Annotated in this window: 15 protein-coding genes; 11 read left to right on the forward strand and 4 right to left on the reverse strand. The window is 64.8% G+C overall.

Features of this window, described 5'->3' with window-relative positions; translation table 11 throughout:
• The first annotated feature begins 3 nt into the window (after positions 1–3).
• The 7 genes from CDO46_RS12570 to CDO46_RS12600 all read left to right on the forward strand — a co-directional run bounded on the left by CDO46_RS12570 (position 4) and on the right by CDO46_RS12600 (position 5,314).
• Positions 4–1,326: an HmuY family protein gene (locus CDO46_RS12570; protein ID WP_087838813.1), complete on the forward strand. Its 1,323-nt coding sequence runs from the start codon at positions 4–6 to the stop codon at positions 1,324–1,326.
• A 248-nt stretch (positions 1,327–1,574) separates the two neighbouring features.
• Positions 1,575–1,871 carry a type II toxin-antitoxin system MqsR family toxin gene (locus CDO46_RS12575; RefSeq protein ID WP_087838814.1) on the forward strand — a complete coding sequence of 99 codons (297 nt, stop codon included), beginning with the start codon at positions 1,575–1,577 and terminating at the stop codon, positions 1,869–1,871.
• Between the two features lie 2 nt (positions 1,872–1,873).
• The gene (locus CDO46_RS12580; protein WP_087838815.1) at positions 1,874–2,275 is read left to right on the forward strand and encodes a type II toxin-antitoxin system MqsA family antitoxin; all 402 of its coding nucleotides are present in this window, start codon (positions 1,874–1,876) and stop codon (positions 2,273–2,275) included.
• 96 nt (positions 2,276–2,371) lie between these two features.
• Entirely contained in the window at positions 2,372–3,112 is a 741-nt protein-coding gene (locus tag CDO46_RS12585) for a transporter substrate-binding domain-containing protein (RefSeq protein WP_087838816.1), read from the forward strand.
• A gap of 144 nt (positions 3,113–3,256) precedes the next feature.
• On the forward strand, positions 3,257–3,910 hold the full coding sequence (locus CDO46_RS12590) for an amino acid ABC transporter permease (RefSeq protein WP_087838817.1): 654 nt from the start codon (positions 3,257–3,259) through the stop codon (positions 3,908–3,910).
• Between the two features lie 9 nt (positions 3,911–3,919).
• Complete coding sequence (locus tag CDO46_RS12595; protein WP_087838818.1) at positions 3,920–4,639, forward strand: amino acid ABC transporter ATP-binding protein; 720 nt, start codon at positions 3,920–3,922, stop codon at positions 4,637–4,639.
• Complete coding sequence (locus CDO46_RS12600; RefSeq protein WP_087838819.1) at positions 4,640–5,314, forward strand: amino acid ABC transporter permease; 675 nt, start codon at positions 4,640–4,642, stop codon at positions 5,312–5,314.
• 12 nt (positions 5,315–5,326) lie between these two features.
• Here CDO46_RS12600 and CDO46_RS12605 read toward each other — a convergent pair whose 3' ends face one another.
• Positions 5,327–6,253 carry a LysR family transcriptional regulator gene (locus CDO46_RS12605; protein ID WP_165404462.1) on the reverse strand — a complete coding sequence of 309 codons (927 nt, stop codon included), beginning with the start codon at positions 6,251–6,253 and terminating at the stop codon, positions 5,327–5,329.
• Between the two features lie 106 nt (positions 6,254–6,359).
• On the opposite strand from CDO46_RS12605, the gene CDO46_RS12610 reads away from it, so the two are divergent.
• The 4 genes from CDO46_RS12610 to CDO46_RS12625 all read left to right on the forward strand — a co-directional run bounded on the left by CDO46_RS12610 (position 6,360) and on the right by CDO46_RS12625 (position 9,954).
• Complete coding sequence (locus CDO46_RS12610; RefSeq protein WP_087838821.1) at positions 6,360–7,553, forward strand: NAD(P)/FAD-dependent oxidoreductase; 1,194 nt, start codon at positions 6,360–6,362, stop codon at positions 7,551–7,553.
• A gap of 17 nt (positions 7,554–7,570) precedes the next feature.
• Entirely contained in the window at positions 7,571–8,311 is a 741-nt protein-coding gene (locus tag CDO46_RS12615; RefSeq protein ID WP_087838822.1) for an arylmalonate decarboxylase, read from the forward strand.
• Between the two features lie 65 nt (positions 8,312–8,376).
• The gene (locus CDO46_RS12620) at positions 8,377–9,315 is read left to right on the forward strand and encodes a tripartite tricarboxylate transporter substrate binding protein (protein ID WP_176400730.1); all 939 of its coding nucleotides are present in this window, start codon (positions 8,377–8,379) and stop codon (positions 9,313–9,315) included.
• 6 nt (positions 9,316–9,321) lie between these two features.
• The gene (locus tag CDO46_RS12625; protein WP_087838824.1) at positions 9,322–9,954 is read left to right on the forward strand and encodes an isochorismatase family protein; all 633 of its coding nucleotides are present in this window, start codon (positions 9,322–9,324) and stop codon (positions 9,952–9,954) included.
• On the opposite strand, the gene pyrE is transcribed toward CDO46_RS12625, so the two are convergent.
• From pyrE to CDO46_RS12640, 3 genes are all read right to left on the reverse strand, one after another.
• Positions 9,939–10,610: an orotate phosphoribosyltransferase gene (gene pyrE / locus CDO46_RS12630; protein ID WP_087839095.1), complete on the reverse strand. Its 672-nt coding sequence runs from the start codon at positions 10,608–10,610 to the stop codon at positions 9,939–9,941. The two genes, CDO46_RS12625 and pyrE, sit on opposite strands and share 16 nt — an antisense overlap.
• 150 nt (positions 10,611–10,760) lie before the next feature.
• Positions 10,761–11,579, reverse strand: coding sequence for a CoxG family protein (locus tag CDO46_RS12635; protein ID WP_087838825.1), 819 nt, complete (start codon positions 11,577–11,579; stop codon positions 10,761–10,763).
• The gene (locus CDO46_RS12640) at positions 11,569–12,045 is read right to left on the reverse strand and encodes a (2Fe-2S)-binding protein (RefSeq protein ID WP_087838826.1); all 477 of its coding nucleotides are present in this window, start codon (positions 12,043–12,045) and stop codon (positions 11,569–11,571) included. Before CDO46_RS12640 ends, CDO46_RS12635 begins: the two co-directional genes overlap by 11 nt.

Below are 12,045 nucleotides of genomic sequence, written 5' to 3' on the forward strand. Positions count from 1 at the left end.
ATCATGCAATCCAGATCCTTGTTCACGCTCGGCGCCCTGTGCGCCGCCCTGGCGCTCGCGGGCTGCGGCGGTGGCGGCGATGGGGGCGGCAGCAGCGGAGGCGGCAACAATGGCGGCGGGAACGGCGGCGGCACGACGCCTACGCCCACCAACAAGTTCACGCAAAGCGGCGAATGGACATTCACCCTGCCTGCGGCCGGTGCCTCGATCTGCTATGACTTCGATACCAAGGCGGCCATGGCGAACTGCTCCGGCAATACCTGGGACCTGAAGCTGACCAGCAGCGGCCTGACCGGTACGCTGTGGACCAACAGCGGCACCAGCGGAACCGGATCGGGCGGTGCCTTCGGCGGACCGTTCGAGCACACCTGGACCGAACTGAAGACCTACCAGAACGCCACGACGGATCCGACCAGCGGCGCGGCCCTCCCCGCCACCGTCTACGCCGCCGATGCCGCGGCCAGCGTGTTCACCGGCACCAACGACATCCGCGCCGCCGCGTTCGAGTATGGCGTGACGGGCAGCACCACCGACCACAGCCTCTACCCCAACTTCCGCGTCTTCCTGATCACCGCCAACAGCGCAGCGGTGGTCGGATCGACCACCACGCCGGTCACCACCGGCGACGGCGTGTTCGCCCTGCAGATCACCGGCTACTACGGCGGCCCGGGCGGCACGACCTCCGGCCACATCTCGTTCCGCTGGGTTACCCGGACGACCGCTCCCGTCATCCAGACCGCCACGGTCGACGCCACCAGCGGCTGGGTCTACTACGACCTGGTCAACAAGCGCACCGTGGACGAGAGCGGCGCATGGCACATCGCCTTCAACCGCTACAACGTCAAGCTGAACGGCGGATCCTCGGGTACCGGTACCGTCGCCGGCTTCCTCGGCAAGACCCCGGCCGGCTTCTACGACTCCACCGGCAAGCCCATTGCCGCCAAGTTCACCAGCACGACCAGCATCTCGGACACCGAAGCCGAATTGACCGCCGCCGACCTGGCCACGCCGGCCCGGACCTCCGCGTGGGTCAAGGACAGCAACGCCTCGGCGCTGAACCCCGCCGTGCAAGGCTCCTACCCCAATCCGCTGAGCTATGGCTGGTACACCTACTACCCCACCGCGGCCGCCGCCAAGAACGCCGGGCTGCCCGAAGTCGCCCACATCATCAGCGCCAACCCGGCCAACGGCACCCTGATCCGCAACGGCGAAGGCAGCAGCTACACGCGCCTGCACCTGACGGGCATCAGCTACGCCGATCCCCAGGACGCCAACAGTACCCAGACGTGGACCTTCGCCTACGATCTCCAGCCAGCCGCTGACTGATTAATTTTGGAGCGGTTGTACCTTCACCGCTGCTCTTCGGAGCAGCGGTTTTTTTTCGTCGCGAAAGCGCCATGCACGTGAAATTCAACATGACATTCTTGGCATAGGAAGAACGAGTCCAGCCGTCAAGATACCTTTCTCTTTTCCGTAGAGACCGCAAAGCCTATCGAGCCACGCCAGCGCCTCGAAGCGGCAAAGCCCGGCGCTCACCCCGGCCTCCATCGATAACCTTTTAGGTTAAAATCCTTGTGGAAAAGAGAACCCCTCATTGCAAGCTGTCTTGGGTCAGAGCGCTAATCCAAGCAGGACAGGTTCGGGCAACAGCCTCGGCACTCGCGGGGGGTGCCTCGCTGGGCCTGGACTTCGATGGAATGATCAACGTAATCACGGCACTGACGCCCCAGGATTTCCATAAAAGCATGACTACACATGCCAACCATCGCATCTGGCAAGACGTTTACCGGCCCAAGACGGCGGTTGGTCAGGTCTACCTGAAATTGACGATCATTCAGGACGTTCTCATTGTGTCCTTCAAGGAACTGTGATCATGCGATGCCCCATTTGCGCAGCGGCCAAGCTGGTACATGACACCCGCGACCTTTCATACAGCTACAAGGGAGAAACCACTTCCATCCCGGCTGTAAGTGGCGACTATTGTCCAGCCTGCGGGGAGAGCGTGCTTGATACCGTCGAATCGGAACGCGTGAGCGCAGCCATGCTGACGTTCAATCGCCAGGTCAATGCAAAGTGGGTTGATCCCGATTTCATAGCCAACGTGCGCAAGAAGCTGGCGCTTGACCAACGCGAAGCAGCCGAGATTTTCGGCGGCGGCGTCAACGCTTTCTCGCGCTACGAGACCGGCAAGACCAAACCTCCGCTGGCGCTGATCAAACTGCTCAAGGTACTGAACCGCCATCCCGAGTTGCTGGACGAGGTCAGGGCCGTTTAGGAAGCCGAATAGCCCCCCAGCCGACCGCCCGTCTGATAATATTTCCCGCGCCGTCGCAAGCCTCTCCCCACCCTCCCACCCACCGGAGAAACCCTCATGCGTAAGCTCATCGGCCTGTTGAGCCTCGTCCTGCTGTTGGCTGCATGTTCCGAAAAAAGCGGCGACAAGGAGATCAAGGTAGCGGTATCGCCAGCCTCCCCGCCCAACCTGTTCGAGGAGAACGGCACCACCAAGGGCCTGGACCTCGATATCTTCGAGAGCTACTGCAAGGCCCGGGGCTGCAAGCTCAAGATCACGGCCTACGACTGGCAGGGCATGCTGGGCGCGGTGGTCAGCAAGCAGGCCGACGTGGCGTTCTCCGGCATCTCCATCACCAAGCAGCGCGAAGAGGTCATGGATTTCTCCAAGCCCTACATGGAGAACACCTGGAACCTGGTCAGCCTGAAGAGCCGCAACATCAAGTTCGACGACCTGGCCGAGATGAAGAAGTACAGCGTCGGCTATCCGCGCGGCATGGCCTACAGCGACTTCATCAAGAACGACCTGACGCCCAAGGGGGTCTACACGCTCGACAAGGTCAAGATGTACCCGTCCTATAACGAGGTGCTGTCCGACCTGCAGAACGGCAACCTGGACCTCGCCTTCCTGGACGGCACCGTGGCTTCGGTCTACCGCAAGAAGCTGCCCATCCAGGACAGCTACGTCTTCACCGGCTTCGACCGCTTCGGCTTCGCCTTCCCCAAAGGCTCCAAGCTGCGCGAGGACTTCGACAACTACATGGCGAACGAACTGAAGCCCGAAGGCGTGCAGGCCATCATCAACAAATGGATGCAATAGTCGTCCCCCCCGTACGCCCTTCGGGCGCCCCCCAGGGGGCGATGCGGGTGGACCGGCGGAGCCGGATCCACCGCATCCTGGGTCTAGTGCCGCTGTCTTGGGTTGGTGCGGTGGAGCTTTGCCCCATAGGTACGGTATAGCGCGATGGATATCGCGCGGATATTCGGGCTGCTGGGGACGGGGGTTGGATATACGGTCCTGGTGACGCTGGCTTGCAGCGCCACCGGCGTGATCGTCGGGCTGGCGATCGCGATCCTGGGTAGGCTGGGGTGGCGGTGGCTGGATATCCTGCTTGGGGTATTCACCTACGTCTTCCGCGGCATTCCGGTGCTGGTGCTGCTGTTCATCGTGTTCTTCGGGCTGCCCACCATCGGCGTCGGCGTGCCGCCGCTGGTGTCGATGATGCTGAGCCTGGGGCTGATCACCGGCGCCTATCTGGGCGAGGTGTTCCGTGGCGCGCTGGATTCGGTCGAGGCCAGCGAGGTGCTGGCGGCCGAGGCGATGGGCATGAGCCGGGTGCAGATCTTCGCCTACATCGAGCTGCCGCAGATGCTGCGGTTCTCGGTGCCGGGCATGGTCAACGAATTCACCACCGTGCTGAAGTACTCGCCCTTCGGCTACACGGTGGGCATCCCCGAAGTCATGAAGCAGGCCATGGCGCTGTCGGCCGCCACGCTGCGCGGCGTGGAGATCTATTTCGCCGTGGGTCTGGTGTACTTCGCGATCTACAAGATACTGGTGACGGCGATCTGGGCGCTGGAGAAGCGCTGCCGCGTGCCGGGCCTGACGGAGCATTGAGAAACGGCCATGGCGCTACTGACAGTCCGTGATCTGAAGATGGCCTACGACGGCCGGACGGTGCTCAACGGCATCGACCTGGACCTGGAGGAGGGCGAACTCAAGGTGGTGATGGGCCCCTCGGGCTGCGGCAAGTCGACCCTGCTGCGCTGCCTGAACCGGCTGGTCACGCCCACTTCCGGACAGATCATCTTCCGGGGCGAGGACGTCACGCGGCCGGATACCGACGTGCGGGCCCTGCGCCAGCGCATCGGCTTCGTGTTCCAGAACTTCGCCCTGTACCGCCACCTGACCGCGCTCGAGAACGTGACGCTGGGCCTGCGCAAGCTGCGCGGCATGGCGACCGCCGCCGCCAACGAACGGGCCATGCACGAGCTGGGCCGCATGAACCTGGCCGAGCACGCGCAGAAATACCCGGCCCAGCTCTCGGGCGGGCAGAAGCAGCGGGTGGCCATCGCGCGGGCGCTGGCGATGGACCCGGCGGTGCTGTTCTTCGACGAGCCCACTTCGGCGCTGGATCCGGTCATGTCGCGCGAGATCATCAACGTCATCAACCAGTTGCGCCGGGACAAGGTGTCGATGCTGTGCGTGACCCACGACCTGGCGCTGGCGCGTGCGGTCCAGGGGCGCGTGCTGTTCCTGGACCAGGGCCAGATCCTGGCCGAGGGCGAAGCGTCGGAACTTTTCGGCGACCATGCCGACCCCCGCATCCGCGCGTTCTTCAACTGAATGGACGGCCTGCTGACCTTCCTCGGGCAAGTCGCGGAGTTCGGGCCGCAGATCCTGCTCGGCCTGGAACACACGCTGTTGCTGGCCGGCATCATCACGGTGACCGGCCTGCTGGGCGGCATCCTGGTGTTCTACCTGACGCTGAGCCCCAGCCGCCTGTGCCGCCGCCTGACCGAAGGCTACATCTCGTTCTTCATCGGCACGCCGCTGATCGCCCTGCTCTTCCTGATGTACTACGGCCTGCCGCAATGGGGGCTGCGCCCCTCGCCGCTAACCGTGGCGATCATCGGCTTCACGATGAACGTGGCGGCCTACAACGCGCGCTATCTGGCCACGGCGTATCGCGGGCTGGACCGGGACGAACTGGAAGCGGCGCGGGCGCAGGGATTCTCGGCGCCGCAGATCTTCCGCCTGATCACGTTGCCGCAGGTGCTGCGGCTGTCGATTCCCGCGCTGTCCAACCAGGTGATCCTGAACCTGAAGGACAGCTCGGTGGCCTTCCTGATCCAGTACACCGAGTTCTTCGCCCAGATCCAGGACATGGCGATCCGCAACTTCCAGTTCTTCAAGGCCTATGTGCTGGCCGGACTGGTCTACCTGGCGCTGGTATCGGTGATCGTGCTGGCCGCGCGCCAGTTGGAGCGGCGGCTGATCCTGCCGGGGACGCGGCGCTGACCCTCCGGACTATCACAGGCCGTATTGCTTGCCCGGATAGTCCTTCTGTCCCATATCGCGGGCGAGGTCCACGAACGCCCGCATGTATTCGGTCTGTTCGGCCTCGCCATGCCAGTGGACCGCGGCCCAGGACTGAAGGCGCTCCCTCTTGTAGTGGACGGGGATGATCCTGGCATCGCTCCGACGCAGGGTCACCACGGACGACACCAGGGCGATTCCGTGCCCCGCGATGGCCATCTCCACCAGACTGCTGTACGAGCCGCTTTCGAACCGGACATCGGTCAAGCGGTAGCCCCCCCGGCGGCATGCCTGATCGATCAACACCCGGCTTCCGATTCCTCTGATCATCAGCAACAGAGGCTTGTCCTGCAGCTCGGCCAGCTCCAGCGAACGGCGGCGCGCCAAAGGATGGCGGCGATCGACGATGGCGATCAGGTGCATGGGAAACAGCCGCTCTCCCTGCACGCTGTCGGTGGTGGCATAGCGGGTCAAGCCCACGTCCAGTTCGCGCGTCTCCACCTGCGCGATCACGCTTGCCGAATCGACCTCGAAGATCTTCAGCCGAACCTGCGGCCAGCGTTGCGAGTATTCGCGCAACAGGTTGGGCATCATCGTGTCGAACAACATAGGCGTGGCGCCCACCCTCAGCAGCCCCACCGCGCCGTGGGCCATGTCGCGCGCCCGCTCGCTGAACGCCTCGACGTCGCCGAGGATGGCACGCGCCCGGGCGAACAGATCGTGCCCTGCCGGTGTCAACGCAAGGCTGCGGCCCTTGCGGAAAAACAGGGCCACCCCGAGCTCCAGCTCCATGTCGGCGACCTGCCGCGATACCGCGGGCTGGGTCCTGAATAGCCGATTGGCGGCCTGCGTGAAGCTCAGGCATTCCGCCACTTCCGAGAAGACCCGTAGCGACTGAAGGCTGATCTTGGTGTTTTTCATAACATCCATGTTATGCGAAATCGCATTTTTTCTCATTTGACCGGCATATCACGCGGACAACATACTCGCCCCATCAATACCCGCCACATCATCGAGAAGGAGAATCATGGCCGCGTCCACGGTATTCATTGTCGGAGCAGGCCCGGTCGGACTTGCCAGCGCCCTACTGCTCGCCGACGCAGGCATCCCGGTCCATGTTCTGGAACGCAGTCCGGAACAACCCAGGGACATGAGGGCGTCAACCTTTCATCCGCCGACGCTCGACATGCTGACCCGCCTGGGCGTGACCGAGGAGTTGGTCGGCGCCGGTCTGGTGGCGGCCCACACTCAGCAGTGGGACAGGCAAGAGGGTTTGATCGCCGACTTCGATCTCTCGCTGCTCGCCGGCGAAACGCGCCACCCCTTTCGCCTTCAGTGCGAGCAGTGGAAACTGACCGACATGCTTGCGCAGAGACTGTCGGGACATCCTCTGGCCACGATCAGCCTCGGGACGGAAGTCACCGATGTCGACCAGGACGAGGACGGCGTCACGCTGCGTGGCCGCTGCGGCGGCGAAACCGTTTCCCACCGCGGCAGCTATGTCGTGGGCGCCGACGGCGCATGGAGCACCGTACGTCAAAGCGCCGGTATCGCCTTCGAGGGATACACCTATCCCGAACGGTTTCTGTTCATCTCCACCGACTTCGAATATGCGGAGCGGTTCACGGGCATCTCGTATGTCAATTACTTTTCCGACCCCGACGAATGGTGCGTCCTGCTGCGTGTTCCCAGCATGTGGCGGGTACTGTTCCCCGTCGCAACCGACATCGACGACAAGGCGCTGCTGGCCGACGACTCGATAGAAAGCCATCTGCAGCGGCTGGCGACAAGGCCCGCGCCCTACCGGACGATCCACCGGACCATCTATCGCGTCCATCAACGGGTGGCCGCACGGTTCCGGCACGGCCGGATACTGCTGGCGGGAGATGCCGCGCACATCAACAATCCGCTCGGCGGAATGGGGATGAACGGTGGCTTGCACGACGCGTTCAACCTGAGCGACAAGCTCATCGAGGTTCTGCGCGGCGGCGATCCAGCCCTGCTCGACCGCTACGAGCGCCAGCGCCGCTCCATTGCCATCGAATACATCAATGCCGGCACGGCGCAGAACAAGAAACACCTGGAAGAGCGCGACCCCGCCGCACGCCGGCAGCATCTGGACCAATTGCGCAGGACCGCCGCGGATCCCGGCCTGGCCCGGACCTATCTGCGGCAGAGCTCCATGCTCGACGCTTTGCGGCAGGCGGCGGAAATCCACTGAATACAAGGAGGGGAGACATGGACCACCTCGGCTATCGCCTGAAGATGGGCTCGATAGGGCCGTCGACCAACACCATCGTGCAGCCCGACTTCGACGGCATGCGCCCTGCGGGCGTCACCAACCATTACAGCAGGATACGCATTCCCAACGACCCCGTCGCCAGCGACGACGATTTCGTCGCCATGGTCCGCAACATCGAACAAGGAACGCTGGACGCCATCGACGCCCTGAAGAGCTGCGACATGCAATACCTCGCCATGGGGATGTCGGTCGCCACATTCTGGGGCGGCCGATCGGCCGCCGCCGACTATCTTTCCCGGATGACGGCGCATGCCGGCGTGGGTGTCTCCTGCGGCTCCTTCGCCACCGAAGCCGCGCTCAACCGATACGGCGCCAGGAGAATCGCGTTCCTGTCACCGTACTTCCCCGTTGCCAATGAGCACGTGCGTCGTTTCTACCATGACTGCGGCTTCCAGGTCGTGCGCGACATCTGCCTGCGCTGCCCCGGCCCGGTACGGATCGCCCACACCACCGATGCGCAATGCCGCCAAGCCATCCAGGAACTCGACGGAGACGACGTCGATGCAATCGTCCAGGTCGGCACGAACCTGTCCATGGTGAAACTGGCCGGCGCCGCCGAGATCTTTCTCGGCAAGCCCGTCATCGCCATCAATACCGCGACCTACTGGCATGCGCTTCGAGCGGCCGGTATCCAGGACAAGGTCGCCGGCTTCGGCAGTTTGTTGATGGAGCACTGAGTTCCGACACTCAAGGAAATGTCATGACCCCATACAAATTCCGCCGACTTGTCGCCGGACTCACCTTGCTGGCCACCCCCGCCTTCGCGCAATCCAGCGACGACTATCCCTCCAGGCCGATACACATCATCGTTCCGACCGCCGCCGCCGGCAGCATAGATATGCTGGCACGTGCTCTGGGCAAGCACCTGCCTCAGACGCTGGGGCGCCCCGTCATCGTCGAGAATCGCCCCGGGGCCGCCACCAACATCGGCAGCGATCATGTCGCCAAGGCCCCACCGGATGGCTATACGCTGCTGATCAACGGGGCGCCGCTGGCGGCCAATCCCTGGCTGTTCAAGAAATTCCCGTTCAAGCCGACATCGGATCTGGCTCCCGTCATCGAAGTCGGAGAAATCGCGAACGTGATCACCGTCCACCCGCAGGTGCCGGCGAAATCGCTGCCCGAACTCATCGAACTGGTCAGATCGCGGCCGGGCGACTTCAACTACGGTACGACCGGGCTGGGCAGTTCGGGGCATCTTGCCGCCGAACTGCTTGGACAGAAAACCGGCATCCGCCTCACCCATGTCACCTATCGCGGCAATGCCCAGGCGGCGACCGACCATATCGCGGGCATCCTGCAAGTCGGATTCGTCAATCTTCCGGTGGCCCTGCCTTTCATCAAGGACCAGCGCATACGCGCGCTGGCGGTGACATCGTCGAAACGGTCTAAGATGCTGCCGGACGTTCCCACCGTGGCCGAGGCATTGCAGCTGCCGGACTACGAATCGCTCGGATGGTTCGGGCTGTTCGCTCCGACGGGTACGCCGGAAGCCATCGTTGAACGTCTGCACGATGCCGCGCAAAAGGCGCTCGACGACGCGGCGGTATCCTCGTCCATCCGTCAGGCAGGCGCCGAGCCGCTGGGGGGCAGCCGCCAGCAATTGGCGGACCGCCTCGAACGGGAAACGCGAATCGCGAAACAATTAATCGAGTTCGCCGGCGCGGCGAACAGTCAGTAGGCCGGCATGGACGACATCTACACCCGGCAGGGTTTCGGCGCGACCCTCGACGTCCAGCCCCCCATCGGGCTGCTGGTGGTCGACTTCGTCAACGCCTTCGCCGATCCAGCCCTGTTCGGCAGCCTCGCTATCCAACAGGCGATAGCACGCGCTGTCCTGCTGCTACGCGAAGCCCGAATCAGGCGGTGGCCGGTCGCCTACAGCCGCGTCGTGTACGCGAACGACGGCGCGGATGCCAACCTGTTCAGCCAGAAGGTTCCGGGGCTGCTGCGGCTGACCGAACACGCGCCCGAAAGCGCCGTGGTCGACGCACTGGCCCCCATCGCGGGAGAACTGGTGCTGCGCAAGACGACGCCATCCGCTTTCCACTCCACGAACCTGGCGCCCTGGCTGGCGCAGCGTGGCGTCCGGACGTTGCTCGTGACCGGAGCGACGACAAGCGGCTGCGTCCGCGCCAGCGCCCTCGACGCCATGTGCGCGGGTTTCGTCCCGGTTGTCGTTTCGGATTGTGTCGGAGACCGCGCCTGGGGGCCTCATCAGGCAAGCCTGTTCGACCTGCGGCAGAAATACGCCGAAGTCATGTCTCTAGCCGAGCTGATGACCGCGCCAGCGGTGGATCAGGTTCAGATCACCCCGTAGCGCGCTCGGTACGCCAGCACCGCCTCGCGGTGCTGTTCGAATTCCCCGCCCCCGCCGCCCTGCTGGATCATGTCCAGGATGTCGTCCAGCGAGGCGATGCTGACCACCGGGCAGCCGTTGGTGCGCACCACGTCCTGCACCGCCGAGTGCTCGGACAGGGCGTCGTCGGGACCGACCCGCTCCATGCGGTCCAGCGCGATCAGCACGGCGGCCGGCTTGGCCTTGGCGGCCTGGATCAGGCGCACCGATTCGCGCACCGAGGTGCCGGCCGAGATCACGTCGTCGATGATGACCACGCGGCCTTCCAGCGGCGCACCCACCAGCGAGCCGCCTTCGCCGTGGTCCTTGGCTTCCTTGCGGTTGAACGCGAAGGGCACGTCGCGGCCGCGGGCGGCCAGCGCGACCGCGGTGGCGGTGACCAGCGGGATGCCCTTGTAGGCCGGGCCGTACAGCATGTCGAACTCGACGTCCGAGGCCAGCAGCGCCTGGGCGTAGAACTCGGCCAGCCGTCCCACGGCCGCGCCGCTGTTGAACAGCCCGGCGTTGAAGAAGTAGGGACTCAGCCGGCCCGCCTTGGTGGTGAACGCGCCGAATCGCAGCACGCCCAGCTCGGTGGCGAAGCGGACGAAATCGGTACGGAAACGGCTCTCGTCGATCGAGGGCTCGGTGTCGGCGGGACGGGGGGCGGTAGCGGTCTGGGGCACGGCGGTCACGGTACGAAGTCACAACGGCACGGGGGAAGGCCTTCCCCCGGCGGCGCGATGGGCCAGCGTGATTGTAAAACGGCTCGGGGCCCCCGGGCGAATCTACTTCAAAACGTCCCGCAGCCAGGCGGCGCACTTGCCCGCCTCCTCCACCGGCCAGTCCACGGTCAGGGCGGTATCGCCACGGCGCAGCTCGATGTGGATACTGCGCCCGGAGCCGCCGCGGCCCCCCAGCAGGCGCGACCACCAGCCGCCATCGGAGACCGAGGCGCGGCTGGCTTCCTGGCCGTTGACCCGTGCGGCCGGGGCGGCAAAGGCCGGCTCCGGGGCGGCCACGGGGGCGGCCGGACTGGCCGCGGCGGCCGCACGGACGGGGGCGCGGGCGGGCGCCGCCTGCGCGGCCGCCTCAGCCGGGCCTCCCGGCGCCTGGGGCTCCTTGCGCGTAATGGTTACCTGGTCCGCGCCGGAAATCTCGCCGCCGGCCAGGCGGGCCGCCAGGTTCTGGCTGAATTCTTCCCACATCCGGTCGGCCTTGGTCTTCATGACGCTCAGGCCGAAGGTGCCCAGCCGGCCCACGACGTCGACCGTGACCTTGGTGCGCAGCTCGGTCTGTCCGTCGGGCAGCGCCGTCAGGAAGATCTCGCTCTGCTGTTTCAGCGAACTGGCCACCGAGGAGTCCTCGCCGGTGCCTTCGGCGCGCAGGTATTCGGGGGCGCGCTGCTCGACGATGCGCGTCCTGAGCTTGAACTTGGCGCTGATGAAGCTGATCTTGACGTGGATGACGGCGTTGTACTCGACGTCGCTGACCACCTCGATGGACTTCATCCCGGGCACGCAGCTGGCCATCACCGTGGGATCCAGGAGCATGTCCCAGACCTTGGCGGCCGGGGCCGCCACCGTTAAGACTTTTTCAATTTCCACGCATTTTCTCCGAAGCGTCGAGGATGGACTCGACGATCTGGGCATAGCCCGTGCAGCGGCACAGGTTGCCGTTCAGTCCTTCGCGGACCTCGTCGGCCGTGGGCCGGGGGTTGCGCTCGAGCAGATGGCAGGCCGTCATCAGCATGCCCGGCGTGCAGTAGCCGCATTGCAGGCCGCCGCATTCCATGAAGCTCTGCTGCAGGGGATGCAGTTCGCCGCCCTTGGCCAGGCCCTCCACCGTCGTGATGCTGCGCCCGTTGGCCTGGACCGCCAGCGACAGGCAGGACTTGACCACCTCGCCGTCCACCAGCACCGAGCAGGCGCCGCAGATGCCGGTCTCGCAGCCGCGCTTGGTGCCGGTCAGGTTCAGGTCGTCCCGCAGGAAATCCGACAGCATGCGGCGCGCGGGGACTTCGGCACTGTGCTTTTCACCGTTGACGGTGACTTCGATCAGGTGCTTGCTCAT

Source organism: Pigmentiphaga sp. NML030171 (genome assembly GCF_002188635.1).
In the GTDB taxonomy this organism is placed as follows: Bacteria; Pseudomonadota; Gammaproteobacteria; order Burkholderiales; family Burkholderiaceae_B; genus Pigmentiphaga; species Pigmentiphaga daeguensis.